Source organism: Longimicrobiaceae bacterium, from assembly GCA_036375715.1.
Classification (GTDB): domain Bacteria; phylum Gemmatimonadota; class Gemmatimonadetes; order Longimicrobiales; family Longimicrobiaceae; genus DASVBS01.
In genome coordinates this window covers 34,523-54,714 of record DASVBS010000023.1, presented here as the reverse complement: position 1 = coordinate 54,714, position 20,192 = coordinate 34,523, and the positions used below count along the sequence as shown (strand labels likewise).

Here is a 20,192-nt window from a genome sequence, read left to right as displayed (position 1 = left end):
CGGGCTGGCGATCGAGACGGTTGGCGTAAGCGCCCCCCACGAGGGCAGGAAGCTCCGCAGGCACTCATTCAGGAGGTCCCTGTATGCGCGAGATGACACGTCTGCTTCTGATCGCGGCTGTCATGTTTGCGCTGGCGCCGGCGGCGTCAGCACAGCAGCGCGGCGTGGTGACCGGCCGGGTCACCGACGCCGGCACCGGCAGTCCGCTGGTAGGTGCGTCCGTGACAGTTTCGGGGACGGCTCTCGGCAGTCTCACCGATCAGCAGGGTGAGTTCCGCATCACCAACGTGCCGCCGGGGCCCCGAGAGGTCACCGCCTCGCTGTTCGGCTACGGCCAGCGGCGGCAGGCGGTGACGGTTGCCCCCGGCGGTACAGCGACGGCGAACTTCGAGCTGCAACAGACTGCCCTCGAGATCGGCGGAGTGGTGGTGACGGCGACAGGGCAGGAGCAGCGTACCCGGGAGCTCGGCAACACCGTATCCGAGATCATCGTGGACGACGTCGCGCTGGCGCCGGTGACGTCCATGTCCGAGCTGATCCAGGGCCGGAGTGCGGGGACGGTCGTGCTGCAGAGCAGCGGCACCACGGGCGGCGGATCGCGCATTCGCATCCGCGGCGCGAACAGCATGTCCCTCGCGAACAACCCGTTGATCCTAGTGGACGGGGTGCGCGTCTACGACGCCGAGGAGCGGTTGGGCTTCGAGGTGGGCGGGCAGTCGCCCTCCAGCCTCAACGATCTCAACCCCGAGGACATCGAGAGCATCGAGATCCTCAAGGGACCCGCCGCCTCCGCGTTGTACGGCACCGCCGCCGCGAACGGGGTCATCCAGATCACCACCCGCCGCGGCCGCGCGGGCATGACGGACGTGCGCGCCTGGTCCGAATACGGGATCCTCGAGCGGGCGGTGGAATTTCCGGAGAACGTTCTGACGATCGGAACTCTGGAGGGAGGCTCCGCGCCGACCGGCCGCTGCGACCTGATCCGTCGTGCGCTGGGGAACGAGGGCGCGGCGGGCACCGTCTGCACGGGCGTGACGGAAGAATTCCGCTACAATCCGCTCGAAGCCCCGACCAGTCCGCTGCGCGACGCCGACCGCAAGGTGCTGGGCGCATCGGTGTCGGGTGGTGGGCAAGACGCGACCTTCTATGTCTCGGGTGAATACGAGGGCGAGACCGGCCTGCTGCCGCAGAACGATCTGCGCCGCCTGCGCATGCAGGCGAACGCTTCGGGGACGGTCGGCGACAACCTCGACGTCGGGGTCAACATCTCTTTCCTGGAGAGCGACATCCAGATTCCTCAGAGCGACAATGCCCTCTTCGGGATCTTCCCCATGGGGCTCTACGGGCTTCCCACGCCCGACAACGTCGAGACGAACGACGGCTTCCTCGCCGACCCGCAGTTCGCCTTCGACTGGATGACCTTCCAGGACCTGAGCCGCTTCACCGGGAGCGTACAGTCCGAGTACCGGCCGATCTCCTGGCTGGCGCTGAACGGAACCGTCGGCCTGGATCGATATGCCCGCGAGGAGGTCAACCGCCTGCCACGCAACACGGTCTACGGGGCTTTCGGTCCGCCGTTCCAGGACGGCTTCATCCAGAATTTCGATTACGACATCTACAACCTCACCGCGAACGGCAGCGCCACCGCGATCTTCGATCTCACGGAGGAGCTGGTCTCCACCACTTCGGTGGGATCGCAGTACCTGCGTGAGACGCTGCACCGGGTATATGCCTTCGGTTCGGTATTGACGCCCGGGGTCGAGGAGTCGCTGGCGGGCGCCACCGCGTTCCACGATGCCTTCGAGGACAACACCCTCAACGCCACCGTCTCGGCATATGCGCAACAGCGCCTGGGATGGCGCGATCGTGTGTTCCTGAGCGGAGCGCTGCGGGGTGATCAGAACAGCGCCTTCGGTCGGAACCTGGGCTGGGTGTGGTATCCTTCATTCAGCGCCTCGTGGGTTATCGCCGAGGAGCCCTTCTTTCCGCAGTCGAGCGCTCTCTCCAACCTCCGCTTGCGCGCAGCCTGGGGGCAGTCCGGTCTGCGCCCTGGACCCACCGACGCCCTGCAGTCGTTCGGCCCGGTGATCCAGCCCGTCGCCGCGACGGGGGAAGCTTCGCCCGGAATCGTCTTCGACGAGATCGGCAATCCAGACCTCCGACCGGAGGTGGTGACGGAGTGGGAGCTCGGCTTCGAGAGCGGTTTCCTGAATGATCGCCTGGGGCTCGAGTTCACCTACTTCAACAAGACCTCCAGGGACGCCCTGGTGAGTCGACCGCTCGCGCCGTCCCTGGGTGCCAGCACCAGTCGGTTCGAGAATCTCGGCAAAGTGAAGAACTCGGGCGTCGAGGTGCTGCTCAACGCGCAGGCGCTGCGTACGTCTGATCTCGCGCTGGACTTTACCCTTTCGGGGTCGACCATCAAGAACGAGCTGATCGAGCTGGGGCAGGACGCTGAGGGCGAGGACCTACCGGACATCGTCTTCGGGTTGCTCGGCGACACGCAGCGGCATCGCGAAGGGTTCCCGCTCGGCGCCTGGTTCCATCTGCCGATCACCGGCTTTTCGGACGAAAACGGCGACGGGCTCCTGAGCCCCGCAGAAGTCGCGGTCGATCCGGACACGGTGGTGTTCCTCGGCAATCCCTTCCCCGACCGAGAGCTGTCGATCTCCTCGACCCTCTCCTTCCGGGATTGGTTCCGGGTATCCGCCCTGCTCGATTACAAGGGTGGGCACGAGATCATGAACTTCACGCACATGAGCCGGTGCGAGCTGCCGAATGCCGTCTGCAGCGACATGTACGACCTGTCCACGCCGCTTGACGTCCAGGCCGCCAACATCGCCTGGAACGTCTACGGTTCGATGGCCGGCTACGTGGAGGCTGCTGATTTCGTGAAGCTGCGGGAGGTGGCGATCACCTTCAGCCTCCCGCAGTCCCTGGTGCAGCGAGTCGGTGCGGTTTCCGGACTGAACGTCACGCTCGCGGGTCGCAACCTGGCGACCTGGACCGACTACAGCGGCTTCGACCCGGAGGTGAGCTTCGCCGGACAGGCCAACTTCAATTCTGGGGATGCCGGTACGCTGCCCCCGAATAAGGTGTTCACGATCCGTGTCGACGCGAACTTCTGAAAGGGGCCCCTCATGAATCCGAAACTGAATGCGCTCTGGAGCTGGCGGGTTCGAGCGGGGCAGGCGATGCTCGCGGGGTTTGCCGCGACGGCCCTGTCGGGTTGCGATGTCGACAGCATCGTCGAGCTGACCAATCCGGATCTGATCACGCCCGAGGTAGTGGCCGACACGGCGAACCTGCCAATCGTTGCGAACGGCGTCGTCTTCGAGTTTGCCCGGGCGTACGGCGGCGAGGCATCGAACGCGAGCACGGCCGGACCCGGCCTGATCCACCTCGGCGGTCTGCTGGCCGACGAGTTCTGGCACGCCAGTACCTTCAGCACGCTCGACGAGATCGATGCACGACGCATCCTCGATACGAACGGCGAGCTGCTCATCGCCTACCGCTACATGCAGCGAGCTCGCAACCTCGCCGAGCGAACCGCCGCTCTGTTCGCCGAGTCGCCACGCGCGAACAGTGCCCAACACGCTGAGATGCTGAGCCTGGCGGGGTTCGCCTACGTGCTGTTCGCGGAGAATTTCTGCTCCGGTGTTCCCTTCAGCGTGACAGAGTTCAGCGGCGACATCGAGTTCGGCGAGCAACTCACCACCACGCAGACCCTCGAGAGAGCCCTGGCCCACTTCGACGCGGCGCTCGCCACGGCAGGTTCTCACCAGGACGCCGACATGACGAATCTCGCGCGGGTGGGACGGGGGCGCGTGCTCCTGAACCTCGGGCGGTTCGACGAAGCCCCGGCGGCGGTCGCCGACGTGCCGAACGACTTCGTCTACTCCCTGCCGTTCGGCCTTCCGCCGCAACCCAACAATGCGGTCTGGTACTTCACCAACTCAGCGAGCCGCATCTCCGCGGCGACTGAGGAGGGCCAGAACGGCCTGCGCTTCTTCGCGCGGGGAGACTCCGACAACACGATCGACCCGCGAGTTCCGGCCGATTCCAGCGGCGACGGCCTGGGAACGGAGACCCCCCTCTACTCACAGGGGCTGTACACAGGTCCGGACAGCCCGCTTCCGCTGGCCACTGGCATCGAAGCCCGCCTCATCGAGGCGGAGGCCCAGCTCGCGGGAGGATCCAGCGGGGCATACCTCGGATCGCTCAACGACCTCCGTTCGTCGGTCGGATTGGCGCCGCTGGCGGACCCCGGATCGCCCACGGAACGGGTGCTCCAGTTCTACGAAGAGCGGGCGCGTTGGCTCTGGATCACGGCGCACCGCCTGGGGGATCTGAGGCGGATGGTAAGGGAGTACGGGTTTGCGCCCAATGAGGTCTTCCCGATCGGCAATGCGATCCAGGGCGAGACCTACGGCGAGGACACCAGCTTGCCCGTACCCTTCGACGAACGAAACAACCCGAACTATTCAGGAGCCTGCCTGGACGAGGAGTGAGGCACGGGCAACGGACGGGAGAGAGCCGGCAGGAGGTTCTCCCCCGTCCGAGCGCGGGGAAGGGGGCGGAACAACAATCGTGCGAAGGGGTTACTTGCAGCGATTCTTCCGGCTGCGCGGCCGGCCCGCCAAGACCTGTTTCCCGTGATGAAGTTCAAACCTACCAGCCGCTCGCTGCTCGCCCTTGCCGCGCTTCTTCTTGGGGCGTGTGGAGACGACGGCGGCCCGACGGGCGACGACCCCGAGGGTTTCAACCTGCGGATCGAAACCGCCTACCTCGTACAGACGGCCCAGACACGCGGCGGGACCGTGCCGCTGGTGGCCGATCGCGACGCCTACGTGCGCGTGTTTGCGCTCTCGAACGATTCCCTCAAAGACGCTGCGCCGCAGGTCAGAGTTCGACTCTACCACGGCACGGAGGAAGTGGCGGTCTACGACCTGCCCGCAAGGAGTCCATTCGTTCCGCAGAGAGTCGATCAGGAAAACGCGGTCACATCGTGGAACACGAAGGTGCCGGGTGAGCTCATCCAGCCCGGATTGCGGTTGCTCGTGGAGGTAGACCCGGACGATGAGATCGCTGAGGTCTCGGACAGCGACAACTGCTATCCGGCGGGGTGCACGCCTCTGGACATCACCGTGCACGAGATGCCGCCGCTGCGGTTGACGATCGTCCCCGTACATCAGACGTCCACCGGGCTCAGGGGGAGGGTCACGAGCACCAATCTCGAACGGTTCCTCACCCTGTTACGCAAGCTCTATCCGATCAGTGAGCTGGAGGTGACGCTCCGGGCGCCGTATACGACCAATACCCCGCCGTTGAATACCGAGGGAACGATCTGGGAGCGGATAGTCGCTGAGTTGGAGGCAGTACGGCAGGTAGAAGCCGGTGACCCGGTCTACTACTACGGCGTGGTAAACCCGCCCTACAATGGGGGAGGGGTTGTGGGGATCGCCAACGATATCCCCAGTCGTACGGCGCTGGGCTGGGATCGCTTCCCCGATGCTCCGGAGACGATGGCGCACGAGCTGGGGCACAACTTCGGACGACGTCACGCACCCTGCGGTGACGCAGGCGGTGCCGACCCCCAGTACCCGTACCTGCAGGGGTTTGTGGGCGTTTACGGCATGGATGTGGAGACTGCGGAGATCAAGGCTCCGTTCAGCTTCACCGATATCATGGGGTACTGCGAGGCGAGCTGGTGGATCAGTGACTACACCTTTCAGGCCGTCCTGAACTACCGTCTACAGAATGACGGGCCGCCATCCTCGACCTCCCGGTCTTCGTTGCTGGTGTGGGGGCGCATCGAGGACGATGGGATCGTGCTCGAACCCGCTTTCCAGGTCGACGGACCGGGGTCGATGCCGGCGCCGCGTGGGGACTATCGGGTGGAGGGTCTCGATGCGGCCGGAAATTCGCTCTTCTCGTATGCGTTTGCCCCGACAACGGTCAGCGACGGACGCCCGGGCGCGAGGAACTTCGCGCTGCGCCTGCCGGTCGACGGCGACGTCGCGGATCGGCTGGCGACGCTGCGGGTCACGGGTGAGGGTCGGTCCGCGTCGGTCTCGGCCAACCCCGTGGAGCCGTCCGAGTCCCGCCTGCGGGTTCCCGACGCCCGCCCACCGCTGCGCCGGGTCGATGCGGAAACGGTGGAGCTGTCCTGGGATGCGGATCGGAATCCGATGGTGATGGTGCGCGACCCGGCGACGGGTGAGGTGCTGGCCTTCGCGCGCGGCGGCCGGGCCCGTGTCAGCTCGCGGGCTGCGGAGCTGGAGCTCTCCTACTCCGACGGATTGCGGAGCGCCACCCAGCGGGTGCCCGTCGGTCGTTAGCCGCGGGGTCGAAGGGCTTCATGCATCAGGTCCTCTTCGGGCTCGGCGCGAATCTCGGACGTCCCCGCGAGCAACTCGCCGCGGCCATCCGCTCGCTGAGCAGGACGGTGGAGGTGGACCGGATCTCCTCCGTTTACCGGACAGAACCGGTGGGATTTCGTGCCCAGCCGGATTTCTACAACGTCGTGCTGCAGGGGCGTTCCGCGCTGGAGCCGGAGGAGCTGCTCGCGGAGATCACCCGGGTGGAGGCGGAGATCGGTCGAGTACGCACCTTCAGGAATGCACCCCGCACGATCGACGTGGACCTGCTCGATCGAGCGGGGGGAAGCTATCAATCCGCCACGCTGACCCTCCCCCATCCCCGCATGCACGAGCGCCCCTTCGTGCTGGTTCCCCTCGCCGAGATCGCCCCCCTGTGGCGCCATCCGGTGCTCGACCTCACGGCTTCGGAGCTGCTCGCCCTGCTTCCCTCGGCGGGACGTGTCGAGTGGATGGGACCCCTTCCGCACGTCGACTGATTCTGCGCTTGCGAGGGGCGGTGACCGCGGGTTACCGTCGGATCTCGCTCGAGGCATTTACCGGGAAGGGGCAAGAGCATGGAGCGGTCGGGCAGCGAAACGCGCGTACGGGTCGACCTACCGGAAGTTCCAGAACGAGGATACGACATCATCATCGGGGAAGGCGTGCTCTCGCTTCTCCCTGAATTGCTCCGCGCACACTGCCCGGCGCACCGGTATGCCGTGATCTCCGACGACCGGGTGGCGGGGCTCTACGGGGACAAAGTAAGGCAGAGCCTGGCCGCCGCGGGGATCACGGCTGACCTCTTCACCTTTCCCGCTGGAGAGGTGCACAAGACCCGCGCGAGCTGGGAGCGACTCTCGGACGCGCTGTTCGACGCGGGGTTGGGTCGTGACGCTGCGGTGCTGGCGCTGGGTGGCGGCGTGACCGGAGACCTGGCCGGGTTCGTTGCCGCCACCTACATGCGTGGCCTGCCGCTGGTGCAGATCCCCACGACGCTGCTGGCAATGATCGACTCCTCCGTGGGGGGCAAGACCGGAGTCGACACACCCGCCGGTAAGAATCTGATCGGTGCGTTCCTCCAGCCGCGCTTCGTGCTCGCGGACACGGCCGTGCTGAAGACCCTGCCGGCGCGCGAGCTGCTAGCGGGCCTGGTCGAGGCGGTGAAGCACGGGGCGATCGCCGATACCGAGTACTTCGCGTGGATGGAGGCGCAGCTCCCGGCCGTGCTCGCGCTGCGTCCCGATGCGGTGGCCCACCTCGTTTCCCGTTCCGTGAAGATCAAGGCCGACGTGGTGACCCGCGACGAGCGCGAGGGCGGCCTGAGGAAGACCCTGAACTTCGGCCACACGATCGGTCACGCCGTGGAGGCTCTGTCCGGCTTTTCGCTCCTGCACGGGGAGGCGATCGCCATCGGTCTGGTGGCGGAGGCGCGCCTGGGGGAGGCGCTGGGAATCACCGTGGCAGGGACCGCCGAGGCGTTGCGCACGCTGCTGGCCCGCATGGAGATGCCGGTCTCTCTTCCGCAGGGGATGGATCCCGCGGCCGTCGTTGCGGCTACCCGCACCGACAAGAAGGCTCGATCGGGTCGGGTGGAGTATTCCCTGATCGAGCGGATCGGCGCGGCGTACCCGGCGGGTGGGCGGTGGAGTGTGGCGGTGGAGGATGTGGAGGTGATGGGGGTGCTGGGGGACTTCGCGCAATCCTGACCGATAGCTCGCCGCGCACGGATTGCACGCGAACGAGAGCCCCCACTGGAATTTCTCAGACTGGCAACCGCCCTACCCCAGCATCTCCTTCATCTGCGCGAAGAAATTCTGCCGTAGCTGCTCGCGGTCGCTCTCGTCCAGGGAGCTCGGGGCGGCGGACGAGCGCACCTCGAGGAGCTCTGACGGGATCTCCGATAGGAAACGGGAGGGTTGCCGCTCGACCTCCTCGCTGCCGCGGCGCCGCGTGCGACACGACGACAACGTGAGCCGGTGTCGTGCCCGGGTGATTCCGACGTAGAACAGGCGCCGCTCTTCGGCAATCGGATCGGTGGTCGCCCCCTCCGCGATCTCGTGCACGCTACGAGCGTGCGGCAGGATCTCCTCCTCGAGGCCGACCAGAAAGACGTGCGCGAACTCCAGGCCCTTCGCGCTGTGCAGGGTCAGAAGGGTCACCGCCCCCTTGCCGACCTCGTCCTCGTCGGGATCCTCCTCGTTGATCAGCGACACCCGCTCCAGGAAGCCGGCGAGGGTGGGCGGCGCCCATTCCGCCTCCTCGTCGGGCAGAGGCATCTCGGCCCAGGTCCGCCGCTCGTAGGCTCCCACCGCGGAGACGAAATCGCGCAGGTTGTCGATGCGCGCCTCGGCTGCTCGCTCGGAGCGATTCTCCGCGCGCACCGCCTCCTCCAGGCGCAGCTCCCGGAGGAGCTCGTGCACCCATCCCTCGAGGCTCACGCCTTCGCCCTTGCCCGCGGCGATCGCGGTCTCGACCTCCGCCAGCTGCGCCCGCCAGCGCGCGAGGGACCGGGCAAAGGAGGCCACGGCCTCCGCCGCGACTCGACCGAGCCCCTCCACCTCCTCGCTCCGCTCCAGCACTTCACACAGGGGGACTCCCCAGGCGCGGGCCGTGTCCACCAGGCGGAGCAGGGTCGTGCGGCCGATCCCACGCGAGGGATAGTTGATGATCCGGCGCAACGCGATCTCGTCCTTCGGCTGCACCACCACGCGCAGGTACGCCGCCGCGTCGGCGATCTCTTTTCGGTCGTAGTAGGACGTCCCCCCGATTACCCGGTAGGGGATGTTGGCTTCGCGGAGAGCTTCCTCCAGCACGCGCGATTGCTGATTGGTCCGGTAGAGAACGGCGAAGTCGCCCCAGTCGAGCTGCTCACGGAAGCGGCGGATGCCGATCTCGCGGGCGACCATTTCCGCCTCCTGCTCCTCCGCGCTCTTTCCCCCCTCGGCTGCCATCTCCCAGTAGTCGATCCTGGGGCCGGGGCCGTTGCCGGTCCGCATCGTCTTGCTCTTGCGCGCCACGTTGTGGCGGATGACGGCGTTGGCCGCGTCGAGGATGCGCTGTGTGGAGCGATAGTTCTCCTCCAGCACCACCACCCGGGCACCGGGGAAGTGCCGCTCGAACTCGAGGATGTTCCGCAGGTCTGCTCCGCGCCACGCGTAGATCGACTGGTCGTCGTCGCCGACCACGCACAGGTTGCGGTGAGGTCCCGCGAGGAGCCGGGCCATCTCCAGCTGGGCGCCGTTGGTATCCTGGTACTCGTCCACCATCAGGTACTGCCACCGCTTCCAGAGCTTCTCCCGGGCATCCAGGTCCTCGCTGAGCAGACGCACCGGGAGAAGGAGGAGGTCGTCGAAGTCGCACGCGCCGGCGGCGCGGAGCGCTTCCTCGTATCGGGGGTAAACGGTAGAGGCGAGCACCTCATAGTCGTCGGTGCGGTTGCCGCGGAGGCGTCCGGCGGCAACTTCCTGGCTTGCCTCCTCCGGCCCCATCATCCGGTTCTTCCATCCGGAGATGCGGTGCAGCACCCGGCGGGCGTCGTATGCGTCGTCGCCCGCGGTGGCGACCACGTGCACCTCCTCGCCGATGATGCGACGGATCAGGGCAAGCTGGTCGCTGGTGGCATAGATCGCAAAGCGTTCCGGCAGCCCCACCCTGTCAGGGAATTGACGGAGAATTCGCGCGCCGAGTGAATGGAAGGTGGAGACGGTCAGCGCTCGCATCGACCTCCCCACCACCGCCGCGATGCGCTCGCGCATCTCGTTGGCGGCGCGGTTGGTGAAGGTCACCGCGAGGATGCGGCGGGGCTCGACCCCGCGCTTCAGCAGGTGAACGATCCGATAGACCAGCGTGCGTGTCTTGCCCGATCCGGCCCCGGCCAGAATCAGCACCGGGCCTTCGGTGGCGAGCGCGGCTTGCTGCTGTTGTGGGTTGAGGCCGCGCAGGTAATGCGGGAGCTGCAAAGGACGTCTTTCCAGGAAAATTTTCCGGCGAAGGAGGCCGGAAGATAGGCCTGAAATCAGGTGGAGTCAAAGTTTGACGAGCCCTGCGGTGGAAGTTATCTTCCCCGCGTTGCACCAGCGGTTTACATCCCCGGGCTGGAGGTGTCATGGCGCTTGCCGAGCGCTTTCGAGGGCGGTCGGTTGCCGAGGTTCTGAGCGTACGTTCGTCGGAGGCTCCCAACCACCCACTGGTGGTCCTAGGAGACCGTCGACTGACATATGGCCAAGTCGAATCGAAGGCCGAAGCCCTCGCGGCTGCACTGTATGAGCTTGGAATCGAAGCCGGTGACCGCATCGCCCTCAACCTCCCCAACTGGCCCGAGTACATCGTCGCGATGTTCGCCGCGGCCAAGCTCGGCGCGACCATCGTTCCGCTGAATCCCAAGTACACCACCCCCGAGCTGCAGTACATGCTGCGGCATTCCGAGTCGGTGGTGGTGGTGACAGCGGAGACCTGGGACGGAGTCGATTACCTCGCCCGGTTCGAGAACTTCCTCACCTCACTTCCGGATCTGCAGTACGTCGTCTCCGTGGGAGAAGAGGACCTCTGGTACGACGATCGGATCTACCAGTTCGAGGACCTCGTCTCGAGCGGAGAAGGACGCCAATACCCCCGCCCCGACATCAATCCCGATGAAGACGTCTTCGCCATCGTCTATACCTCCGGGACGATGGGGAAGCCGAAGGGGGTTTCCCTCACCCACACGAACCTCCTCTGGACCGCCACCGCCACCGCCGACGCGATCTCGCTGGTCCCTGAGGACGTGGTGTTCGGCATCACCATCCTCTTCAACGTCTTCGGACTGGCCACCGGGGTACTGGGGACGACTGCCGCGGGTGCCACGCTGGTGCTGCAGGAAGATCAGAACCCCGCCGAAGCCCTGGAGGTGGTGGAACGAGAGAGGGTTACGGTGTATCATGGAGTGCCGACCAGCTTCATTCTCGACCTCCATGAGCCGACTCTTCCCACCAGGGACCTGTCGTCGATCCGCACGGGGATCGTGGCGGGCGCGCCGGTAGCGGAAGATCTGATCGCCCGCATCCGGCGCGAGCTCGTTCCGGATGCCCGGATCGCTTACGGGCTGACGGAGACGGGCTCCACCGTCACCATCACCCGCGCTGACGATCCGGAGGCGAAAGCGCTGGTCACGGTGGGGCGCCCGCTCGACGGGGTGGAGTTGAAGGTCCTCGACCTGGACGGCACTCCCCTTCCCGTCGAGTCGGTGGGTGAGGTGGTGGTGCGAGGGCCGGGGGTGATGCAGGGCTACTATCGGCAGCCCGGGGAGACTGCCCACGCGTTCACCGAGGATGGCTACTTCCTTACGGGTGACCTGGGGATGATCGATGAGGAGGGCTACCTCCACATCCTCGGTCGACGCAAGGAAGTGATCATCCGCGGCGGGTTCAACGTGTACCCGCGGGAGGTGGAGGACCGCCTGCACGCTCATCCGGCCGTACTGGATGTGGCGGTGGTGGGGCTCCCGCACGAGGTCCTCGGCGAGGTGGCGTGCGCGTGTGTGGTGCCGGTGGAGGGTGCCATCGTAACCGGCGAGGAGATCAAGGAGTTCTGCCGGGAAGTGATGGCCGACTACAAGGTCCCGGACCTCGTGCGATTTCTCGACGGCTTCCCCATGACGGGGAGCGGTAAGGTCCGTCGGGTCGAGCTCGCGCGCATCATCAGCGCGGAGGAGTCGAGCCGGCGGGCATGAAGCAGGACAGTAACAGGACGAGGCTCCTCCCGTCGTCCCCCGCGCGGGGCGCGGGGAGAGACGGAGGGGTCTCGTCGAATCCAACAGACGAGACAGAGTGCATCAGATGATTTCTCCATCCGGCCAGCGCTCCCCCTTTCCGGGGACCGCCGGCTACTCCCATGCGCCGAACGCGGCGCTTCTGATCGATTTCGACAACGTCACGATGGGCATTCGCAGCGACCTGGGCAAAGAGCTCAAGGCGCTGCTCAACTCGGACGTGATCCGCGGCAAGGTCGCGGTGCAGAGAGCCTACGCCGACTGGCGCCGCTATCCGCAGTACATCGTTCCCCTCGCCGAATCCTCGATCGATCTCATCTTCGCGCCCGCCTACGGGTCGTCCAAGAAGAACGCGACCGACCTCCGCATGGCGATCGACGCGATCGAGCTCGTCTTCACCCGCCCGGAGATCGGGACCTTCATCCTCATGACGGGCGATTCCGACTTCTCGAGCTGCGTGCTGAAGCTCAAGGAGTACGGCAAGTACGTCATCGGCGTGGGGATGCGTGAATCCTCCAGCGACCTCCTCATCCAGAACTGCGACGAGTACTACTCGTACCATTCGCTCTCGGGGCTGACCCGGACGGGCGAGGTGCAGGAGTCGACGGAGGATCCCTGGGTGCTGGTGAGGCGCGCCGCCGAGCAGATGGAGGCGAACGGCGACGTCATGCGAACGGATCGGCTGAAGCAGGTGATGCTCGATCTGGACCCTGCCTTCGACGAGAAGAAGCTCGGCTACAGCAAGTTCTCGCGCTTCGTGCAGGAGGCCGCCAACAAGGGGATCGTCCGGCTGCGCAAGGGGGAGAACGGACAGTACGAGCTGGTGCCGAGCGACGAGGTGGAGGCTGCGCCCGAGGCGGCTGAAGGCGTCGAGCCCCGCCGCGGCCGCGGCCGCGAGCGGGAACGCGAGCCTCGTCGCGATGGGCGCCACACGCCGAGCCCCCGCCAGGAGGAAGTCGCTGCGGAAACGGCTACCGAAAAGGAGGCCGAGGCGACCGAGGTGCTCCAGCCGGTTGCCGAAGCTCCCCCCGTCGTCGGGGCGGACAGGGAAACCGCTCTTGCCGAAGACGGCACGGGAATCGAGCAGGCCTATGCACTGTTGCAGGCGGCTCTTCGCGAGCTCACCTCGGGTGGCGCGAAGGCCGTGCGCGACGGCGACGTGAAGCGCAAGATGCTGGACCTCTCGCCCGGCTTCGATGAGGCCGTCCTCGGCTTCAGCAAGTTCACGCGGTTCCTGCGGCAGGCGCACGACGCCGAAGTGATCGATCTGCAGCGGTCGAACGGCGGCAACTACGAGGTCGCGTTGCCCGCCAGCGGCAAGCGCCTGCCCCCGCCAAAGAGCGTGTCGGCCCCGCCGGCCCGGCCGGCAGCGGAGGCGCGCGCCGGGAAGAATACGGCGGCGGAGGCGGTAGCAGAGAAGGCAGAGCCAAAGGCGGAGTTGCCGGAAGCGACGCCAGCTGCGGCCGAGGGGGCAACGGCGCCGGACGCCGCTGCAGCGGCCGAGAGCACGCCGGCAACGATCCGCACGGTTGGGGTGGGTGCACTCCGTGGACGTCGCGCCGGGCGGCCCGGTGCGCTGGCGGGGCCGCCGCCCATCCTGCCGGGGCAGGTGGTGGCACCGGCAACGCGCCTTGCCGCGGAGCAGGACGCAGCGGCAGTCCCCGTAGTCGATGACCCCTCGCCCGAGGCAACCGGCGGGTCGGCAGCCGCGGCAGTTGACGAGGCTGCCCCCGCCGCGGAGGAGGCGCGCAAGAAGTCTCGGCGGGGTCGTCGCGGCCGCGGTCGTGGACGTGGGGCGGAAGCGGAGGCTTCGAACGCGGTGTCCCGGACCACGGAAGAGGCCCCGCAGCCGGAGGCGAAGACCCGGGCCGCAAAGCCTGCGAAGCAGAAAGCCGCCGCGGCCGCTGCGAAGGAAGAGCCAGCCGCCGAGGCCGGAAAGGAAAAGCCTGCTGCGGAGACTCCCAAGCGCGCTCTGCCGCCCGAGGGGCCGATCGACAAGATCACGGCTCGGGCTCGGCGTGCCCGTGCAATCCGGGGCGACGCGGACGAGGCGGTAGGCGTCCCGCCCATCCTGCCCGGCCAGGCGGCGAAACCCGCTCCCGCCGCTGCCCAGCAGGCGGCAGAGGAAAAGCAGCAGCCCGCGCGCAGGTCACGCGGGCGTGGCAGGGGGAGGAAGGCCGCAGAGCAGACCACGCCCGCTGCCGCGGAGGCGGCGGCCTTCTCCGGCCTCCCGGTCGATCGGGAGGGCATCGTCGCTCACCTCAGCGCCTATCGCGGGGTGGGGGTCAAAACGGCGGAGGCCCTCTACGATCGCTTCGGCGAGGGCACCTTCCGGGCGCTGCAGAGCCAGGCGGACGAAGTACGCGAGTTGATCGGCCCGCGCCGGGCGGGCGCCGTGCTCGAGCAGTGGAGGGCAGATGTCGCCGGTCGTAGCGCCTCGGGCGAGGCCGAGCAGGAGGCTGCCCCCGCGGCTCCGGCCAGGTCGGTGAAGCCGGCGGAACCCACGAAGGCCTCCGCGAAGGCGAGGACGGCAAACCGTCGCTCCTCCGGCCGGTCGGGCTCCCGGGCGACGTCCGGAAAAGCAGAGTCGGCCGCCAAGGCGGCTCCCGCGACCAAGGCTTCTGCCTCCTCCACAGCGGCAAGCCCCAAGCGCGGGGGGAGAGGCAGCCGTGGCGGAGGGCGCCGGAAGAAGGAGACGACTCCATCGAGCTGATGGCTCACCGGAACGAACACGGCGCCGCACCCGACGGGATGCGGCGCCGTCGCTTTGCCGGCGATCCGTACGCGACGCTACCGCTCGAGTTCTATGCGCGCCCGGCGGAGATCGTCGCGCGCGACCTGCTAGGCCGATACCTCGTGCGCCAGCTCGACCACGATCGGTGTGTGGCGGAGATCGTGGAAACCGAGGCGTACGTGGGTCCGCACGACGAGGCGAGCCACGCCGCGGAGCGCTTCGGCCGCACTGCCCGCAACGAGATGATGTTCGGCCGGCCGGGTCTGGCATACGTTTACCTGATCTACGGCATGCACTGGTGCCTGAACGCGGTGACCGACGCGGAGGAGTACCCGGCCGCGGTTCTGATCCGTGCTGCGGCGCCTCGCGAGGGGCTCGCGACCATGCGCGGACACCGCCCTGGGCGTCGGGACGTGGAACTCCTTCGCGGGCCGGGAAACCTCTGCCGCGCGATGGGGATCGACGGGCGGTTGAACGGGCACGACCTGCTCGAGCCGCCGCTACGGATCACTTTCGGGGCGTCGCTCCCCGACGATCGGGTTGGCCGCGGACCGAGGATCGGCATCACCCGCGCGGTGGAGCATCCGCTGCGCTTCTGGGTGCTGGATTCTCCCTCTGTTTCCGCACATCGCACCCCGAGTCGGCGTTGACCTCAAACACACGAACCCGATGGATCTCGACAACCTGATCGATTTCGCGGTGCGAACGGCGCAGGAGGCGGGCGAGATCACGCTGCGCCATTTCGGCCGCGTGGCTACCGAGCGAAAGAGCGACGGCAGTGAGGTCACCGCCGCCGACCGCGAGTCCGAGGCCTTCATCCTGGAACGGCTGGCGGAGCAGTTTCCCGAGGATGGGGTGCTGGGGGAAGAGGGCGGCTCGGCCGTATCGCGCAGTGGCCGCCGCTGGGTGGTGGATCCGATCGACGGCACCCGCTCGTTCTCCTCGGGGGTGCCCCTCTACGGGGTGTTGATTGCCCTCGAGGTCGATGGGCGACCGGTCCTGGGTTGCTGCCACCTGCCGGCGCTCGGCGACACGGTCGTTGCCGCGGAAGGGGCCGGCGCGTGGTGGAACGGTACCCGGGTGCGCGTCTCGGAGGTGGATGACCTGTCCCAGGCGCGGGTCGTGAGCTCCGGGTTGGAGTACTGGCGCGATTGGGCCACGCCCGAGGGAAGGGAGGGGTGGACGCGGCTGGTGGGCCAGGCTCGCTTCGCCCGGACCTGGGGGGACTGCTACGGCTACATGCTGGTGGCGACGGGACGGGCAGAGATCATGGTAGACCCCGCTACCGGAGCGCCGTGGGACTATCTGCCGCTGATTCCCATCCTCCACGAGGCCGGCGGCAGGTTCACCAGCCTCGGTGGGGAAGCGGTGGGGGCGTGGACGACTTCTCTGGCGACCAACGGACGAGTCCACGAGGCGGCGATGGGCTGCTGGTCAGCCCGAGAGCGTGGTGACGCGGTGGTGCAGACCGAGGAGATCCTGGCCCGGCGAAAGGCGAGCTGAGCCCGTCGCTGGAATGTGGCTTGCGGGCCCTGTCCTCGCCGGGGGCAACGTACCGCGAACGGGAGGTAGCCATGGCGCAGGTGTTCAAGTCGATCGAGCTGGTTGGTGTCTCCCCCGACAGCTTCGACGAGGCGGTTCGACTCGCGGTGAAGCGGGCGAGCGCGACGATGCGCGGCCTGCGCTGGCTGGAGGTGATGGACCAGCGGGCGTACATCAAGGGCGGCGACGTGCAGGAATTCCAGGTGACGGTGCGCCTCTGGTTCGAGCTGGAGGACTAGTAGCCCGGGGATCGCCGCAGGGGCGCTCCCCCCAGCACGATCGCCCGCAGATGATTGCCGGCGGCTATCCCATCCGACTCCTCCGGCACCACCAACAATGCGTGCGCGGCGGCCATGGAGGAGAGGATGCCGGAGCCCTGATTTCCGGTGAGGCTCGCCACGCAACCGTCCTCGACGCGACCGAGTCGCACCCTCACGAAGTGGGTCAGTCCGGGCGATTTGCGGTACGGTTCGGTGACCCGGACGACTTTCGTAGGAAGGAAGAGCGCCTCGTGGCCGGCCATGCGCAGGAGCGCCGGCCGGACGAAAAGCTCGAAGGTCACCATGGCGGAAACCGGGTTGCCCGGCAGGCCGAACCAGGGGATTCCTCCCAGCCCGTCTACCCAGCCGAAAGCCACGGGGGAGCCTGGCTTGATCTTCACCCGCCAGAATTCAACGCGCACGCCGAGGCTCTCGAGCACGGCGCGGGTGTGATCGTGCGCCCCAACGCTGATGCCCGCGGTGGTGATGAGGGCGTCGCAGCCCCTCGCCCCGAGGAGGAGCTCTCGTAGCGCCTGCGGGTCGTCGCGGCCGATTCCCAGGTGGCGCACTCCCATGCCCGATTCGCGAAGCTGGGCAGCCAGGGAATACCCGTTCGAAGCGACGATCTTCCGCCCGGCCAGCACTTCGTCGAAGCGGTCCACCTCGACCAGCTCGTCGCCCGAGGAGGCGATCGCCACCACCGGCCGGCGGTGCACGAAGAGGTGCGACTTTCCCACTGACGCTGCGGCTCCCAGCGCGGCCGCATTGAGGCGCGTGCCGGCTTCCAGCACCGTAGCGCCATGGCGAAGATCCTCGCCGCGCAGGCGCACGTTGCGTCCCGCGTCGTCGTCACGGAAGATGCGCACCCGCGCTTCGTCTCCTGCCAGCGCCGCCCCGTCGGTGTGCTCCACGCGAACGACCGTGTCAGCGCCGTCCGGTACCGGCGCCCCGGTCATGACCCGGATGGCGGTTCCGGGAGAAACGGAGTGTCTGGCGAAGCCGCCGGCCGGGACGTCATCGATCAGGCGCAGCACGACGGGCTTCTGCTCGCTCGCCCCGCGCACGTCGTCGGCGCGCACGGCGTAGCCGTCCATGGCGCTATTGTGCCAGGGAGGAAGGTCGATCGGCGAGGTGATCGTCTCCGCGAGCGCGTACCCGAGGCTGTCCTCGAGCGGGCGCCGCTCCGGCGGCAGCGGGGCAACCCCCGCGAGCACCCGCTCGCGAGCCTCCGTCACGGACAGCCAGTCTGCGCGCCGCTCAGCCATTCACCCGATTCCTCCTGATCCGTTGCTCGACCAGGTCGGCCACCGCCTGCACGTGCCCGCCATCGGGTCCGCTCCCGTCGAGCGGGATCACCGGACAGCTCGCGGCCACACTGGGATCATCGGTGACGAGCGCCAGGAAGGTGGCCGCAGCATCCGGGTTCATGGGATCGTGCACCGGCCGCGAGTGCACCCGGGAGCGGTAGATCTCGATCTTCGGCAGGTTGCCGTGCTTGTAGCCCTCCACCAGCACCGCGTCGTAGGCCCGCCCCCCGAAATGCCGATCGATGGCCTCCAGCACGTCCGGCTCCTCGCCGAGCGTATCCATGACCAGAGCGAGCTTTCTCGACGACAGGATCAGCACCGCTTCCGCGCCGCCTTCATGGAAGTGCCTCCAGCTATCGCGCCCCGGCTGGTCGATCTCGAGCTCGTGGTGACCGTGCTTGGCTGTAGCGATGCGCAGTCCGCGCCGCTTCAGCTCCGCCGCGACCGCAACCAGTAACGTGGTCTTCCCGCTGTTTTTCTTCCCCACGAAGCAGATGATCGGCGGGCGATCAACCTCGTCCATTCCCCTCCTCCGCATCCAGCATAGCCGGACCGAACCGGTCGCGGTCCTCGACGGTGTTGACGTTGTAAAATAGCCTCGCGGGATCGCCGAAAGCGGCCACTTCTGCCAGGGGTAGCACCTGAAAGCGGATCTGCGCCAGCAGGGCGGCCATCGTACGGACCTCCGATTCGAGTTGCCTCAGCACGACCCGAGCGGCGGAGGCCGGATACCAGGCGCAGAGTGGCTCGATCCCGCGGGGCCCGCCGCTCTCGGGAACGATCACCGTGTCGTGCGACGCCTCTCCCAGTTCGGCGATCCGGCGCAGGAGACCGGCGGAAAGGAAGGGCATGTCGCAGGCAACGCACAGTGTCCCGCTCAGCCCCAGCTCGCGCGCCCAGACGAGCGCCGTGTGCAATCCCGACAGGGGCCCGAGCCCGGGTCGCAGATCACTCCGGCACGGCAGCAGGTGGCTGAGATCGGGAAGATGGGGACCGGTGATCAACACCGGTCGAGCTCCTGCCTGCATGAGAGGTCTGGCAACACGCTCCACCAGCGTCACCCCGCCGATCATCGCTAGCGCCTTCGGCGAACCGAAGCGCCGGCTCTGGCCTCCCGCCAGGATGGCACCCAGCCGAAGAGAGCCCGGTCTGGGACCGTCGCTGAGATCCTGGCGCATGGGAGGTCCCCTGGCGTGAAGGCGGCACGTTCGCGTCGGCAGAAGCTACCGGGCGCGCAGGAGCGCAGCAAGCACGCTCGGAACAGCTCTTGCTCCCTTGGAACCGCTCGCCATAGTGGTTCTCGGCGAGCGATAACGGCCACAGGAGGAGCAGATGCACCGGTACGACCGGGGCTGGAATCAGGGCTACCACTACCCCTCGGCGTCAGTGCCGTACGACAGGCTCTACCGCCGCGGTCCGGCGAGCCGCCGCCCGTATCGCCGCGGGTGGGCACCCTACGATGAGGAGCTGTACCAACGTTGGGGCCGTCCGAGGGGCTTCGAACGCTACGGCGGATACCCCGGCCGCGGGCGGTGGGAGCAGCAGGGTGCTCGCCCCTTCAGGTATCCGGATTCCTTCACCTCCCGGCGCGGCGCCTACGACGAGCTCGACATCCGCGAGCCCATGTCTCGGGGGCGGTACGGTGAAGGGTGGAGGCGCGCGTACGACGATCCGGGACGGTGGCAGGATTCTCCCTGGCGGCGGGCGTATGGACGGGCCTCGCTCGACCGATACCCTGACGATCTGAACGCGTGGGCAGATCAGCCGGAGAGCGCCTGGCGCCGATGGCGTCGAAGCGAGAGGTGGGAGCGGCCAGAGGTCTACTCCGACGAGGGCATCGAGGGCTACTTCGACGATATCGACGAAGGAGATCCCGACGATTTCCCCGCTTTCGAAGATCCCTATCCGGGATGGGACGAGCCGACCGACGGGGAGGTGTACGAAGCGGTCCGGCAGAGCCTTGCCAGCGATGGCTTCCTCGATGCCGGGAAGATCCGGGTCGAGGTGAAGGATCGGGTCGTGACGCTGCGGGGTGAGGTGGCGGACTACATGGAGGCGCGCTACGCCTGGGACGATGCCTGGGACGCGCCCGGCGTGCGCGGAGTGATCAGCAAGCTCACCGTTGCCCACCCCGCGCCGCGAGAGGGGTCCGTCACCGGGGACGCGACCGACACGGTAGCGGAAACCTCGCCGGAAGCTCCGCGCGCCGCCGACAGAGACAAGACCGATCCCGAATGAGAC

At 67.5% G+C, this 20,192-nt stretch carries 15 protein-coding genes; 11 read left to right on the top strand and 4 right to left on the bottom strand.

Translation table 11 applies throughout. The features are described from left to right. Window positions 1-83 precede the first annotated feature (83 nt). From VF167_03835 to aroB, 5 genes are all read left to right on the top strand, one after another. Window positions 84-3,128: a SusC/RagA family TonB-linked outer membrane protein gene (locus VF167_03835; GenBank protein ID HEX6924528.1), complete on the top strand. Its 3,045-nt coding sequence runs from the start codon at window positions 84-86 to the stop codon at window positions 3,126-3,128. Between the two features lie 12 nt (window positions 3,129-3,140). Further along, window positions 3,141-4,511 (top strand): hypothetical protein, encoded by a 1,371-nt coding sequence (locus VF167_03830; protein HEX6924527.1) that lies wholly within the window; start codon window positions 3,141-3,143, stop codon window positions 4,509-4,511. Window positions 4,512-4,658: 147 nt separating this feature from the next. After that, complete coding sequence (locus tag VF167_03825; GenBank protein ID HEX6924526.1) at window positions 4,659-6,341, top strand: hypothetical protein; 1,683 nt, start codon at window positions 4,659-4,661, stop codon at window positions 6,339-6,341. A gap of 20 nt (window positions 6,342-6,361) precedes the next feature. After that, a complete protein-coding gene (folK, locus tag VF167_03820; protein ID HEX6924525.1) occupies window positions 6,362-6,859 on the top strand; it encodes a 2-amino-4-hydroxy-6-hydroxymethyldihydropteridine diphosphokinase in 498 nt (165 codons plus the stop codon). A 78-nt stretch (window positions 6,860-6,937) separates the two neighbouring features. After that, the gene (gene aroB, locus VF167_03815; protein ID HEX6924524.1) at window positions 6,938-8,068 is read left to right on the top strand and encodes a 3-dehydroquinate synthase; all 1,131 of its coding nucleotides are present in this window, start codon (window positions 6,938-6,940) and stop codon (window positions 8,066-8,068) included. A 72-nt stretch (window positions 8,069-8,140) separates the two neighbouring features. Here the strand turns inward: aroB and VF167_03810 are convergent, their stop codons facing one another. After that, window positions 8,141-10,321, bottom strand: a complete 2,181-nt coding sequence (locus VF167_03810; GenBank protein ID HEX6924523.1) for a UvrD-helicase domain-containing protein — start codon at window positions 10,319-10,321, stop codon at window positions 8,141-8,143. A 146-nt stretch (window positions 10,322-10,467) separates the two neighbouring features. Here VF167_03810 and VF167_03805 point away from each other — a divergent pair, with 146 nt between their 5' ends. The 5 genes from VF167_03805 (at window position 10,468) to VF167_03785 (ending at window position 16,623) form a co-directional block, all read left to right on the top strand. Beyond that, window positions 10,468-12,069, top strand: a complete 1,602-nt coding sequence (locus VF167_03805) for an AMP-binding protein (GenBank protein HEX6924522.1) — start codon at window positions 10,468-10,470, stop codon at window positions 12,067-12,069. A gap of 106 nt (window positions 12,070-12,175) precedes the next feature. Continuing rightward, entirely contained in the window at window positions 12,176-14,821 is a 2,646-nt protein-coding gene (locus VF167_03800; GenBank protein HEX6924521.1) for an NYN domain-containing protein, read from the top strand. Then, window positions 14,821-15,492: a DNA-3-methyladenine glycosylase gene (locus VF167_03795; GenBank protein ID HEX6924520.1), complete on the top strand. Its 672-nt coding sequence runs from the start codon at window positions 14,821-14,823 to the stop codon at window positions 15,490-15,492. The genes VF167_03800 and VF167_03795 overlap by 1 nt, the downstream gene beginning before the upstream one ends. Before the next feature lie 19 nt (window positions 15,493-15,511). Continuing rightward, window positions 15,512-16,345, top strand: coding sequence for an inositol monophosphatase family protein (locus VF167_03790; GenBank protein ID HEX6924519.1), 834 nt, complete (start codon window positions 15,512-15,514; stop codon window positions 16,343-16,345). Window positions 16,346-16,416: 71 nt separating this feature from the next. Then, window positions 16,417-16,623 (top strand): dodecin, encoded by a 207-nt coding sequence (locus VF167_03785; protein ID HEX6924518.1) that lies wholly within the window; start codon window positions 16,417-16,419, stop codon window positions 16,621-16,623. Here the strand turns inward: VF167_03785 and glp are convergent. From glp to VF167_03770, 3 genes are read right to left on the bottom strand one after another with little or no spacing between them, the layout of a single operon-like run. Next, window positions 16,620-17,909 carry a gephyrin-like molybdotransferase Glp gene (gene glp / locus VF167_03780; GenBank protein HEX6924517.1) on the bottom strand — a complete coding sequence of 430 codons (1,290 nt, stop codon included), beginning with the start codon at window positions 17,907-17,909 and terminating at the stop codon, window positions 16,620-16,622. The two genes, VF167_03785 and glp, sit on opposite strands and share 4 nt — an antisense overlap. Then, a complete protein-coding gene (gene mobB, locus VF167_03775) occupies window positions 17,902-18,474 on the bottom strand; it encodes a molybdopterin-guanine dinucleotide biosynthesis protein B (GenBank protein ID HEX6924516.1) in 573 nt (190 codons plus the stop codon). Before mobB ends, glp begins: the two co-directional genes overlap by 8 nt. Continuing rightward, window positions 18,461-19,129, bottom strand: coding sequence for a molybdenum cofactor guanylyltransferase (locus tag VF167_03770; GenBank protein HEX6924515.1), 669 nt, complete (start codon window positions 19,127-19,129; stop codon window positions 18,461-18,463). Before VF167_03770 ends, mobB begins: the two co-directional genes overlap by 14 nt. Before the next feature lie 154 nt (window positions 19,130-19,283). Between VF167_03770 and VF167_03765 the strand changes: the two genes are divergently transcribed. Continuing rightward, window positions 19,284-20,189, top strand: a complete 906-nt coding sequence (locus tag VF167_03765) for a BON domain-containing protein (protein HEX6924514.1) — start codon at window positions 19,284-19,286, stop codon at window positions 20,187-20,189. Window positions 20,190-20,192: the final 3 nt, after the last annotated feature.

Coding starts and splice junctions, on each gene's coding strand:
- mobB (HEX6924516.1), bottom strand. CDS start 18,474: ATGGACGAGGTTGATCGCCCGCCGATCATCTGCTTCGTGGGGAAGAAA.
- VF167_03785 (HEX6924518.1), top strand. CDS start 16,417: ATGGCGCAGGTGTTCAAGTCGATCGAGCTGGTTGGTGTCTCCCCCGAC.
- VF167_03790 (HEX6924519.1), top strand. CDS start 15,512: ATGGATCTCGACAACCTGATCGATTTCGCGGTGCGAACGGCGCAGGAG.
- VF167_03795 (HEX6924520.1), top strand. CDS start 14,821: ATGGCTCACCGGAACGAACACGGCGCCGCACCCGACGGGATGCGGCGC.
- VF167_03805 (HEX6924522.1), top strand. CDS start 10,468: ATGGCGCTTGCCGAGCGCTTTCGAGGGCGGTCGGTTGCCGAGGTTCTG.
- VF167_03765 (HEX6924514.1), top strand. CDS start 19,284: ATGCACCGGTACGACCGGGGCTGGAATCAGGGCTACCACTACCCCTCG.
- VF167_03800 (HEX6924521.1), top strand. CDS start 12,176: ATGATTTCTCCATCCGGCCAGCGCTCCCCCTTTCCGGGGACCGCCGGC.
- VF167_03825 (HEX6924526.1), top strand. CDS start 4,659: ATGAAGTTCAAACCTACCAGCCGCTCGCTGCTCGCCCTTGCCGCGCTT.
- VF167_03835 (HEX6924528.1), top strand. CDS start 84: ATGCGCGAGATGACACGTCTGCTTCTGATCGCGGCTGTCATGTTTGCG.
- folK (HEX6924525.1), top strand. CDS start 6,362: ATGCATCAGGTCCTCTTCGGGCTCGGCGCGAATCTCGGACGTCCCCGC.
- aroB (HEX6924524.1), top strand. CDS start 6,938: ATGGAGCGGTCGGGCAGCGAAACGCGCGTACGGGTCGACCTACCGGAA.
- glp (HEX6924517.1), bottom strand. CDS start 17,909: ATGGCTGAGCGGCGCGCAGACTGGCTGTCCGTGACGGAGGCTCGCGAG.
- VF167_03770 (HEX6924515.1), bottom strand. CDS start 19,129: ATGCGCCAGGATCTCAGCGACGGTCCCAGACCGGGCTCTCTTCGGCTG.
- VF167_03830 (HEX6924527.1), top strand. CDS start 3,141: ATGAATCCGAAACTGAATGCGCTCTGGAGCTGGCGGGTTCGAGCGGGG.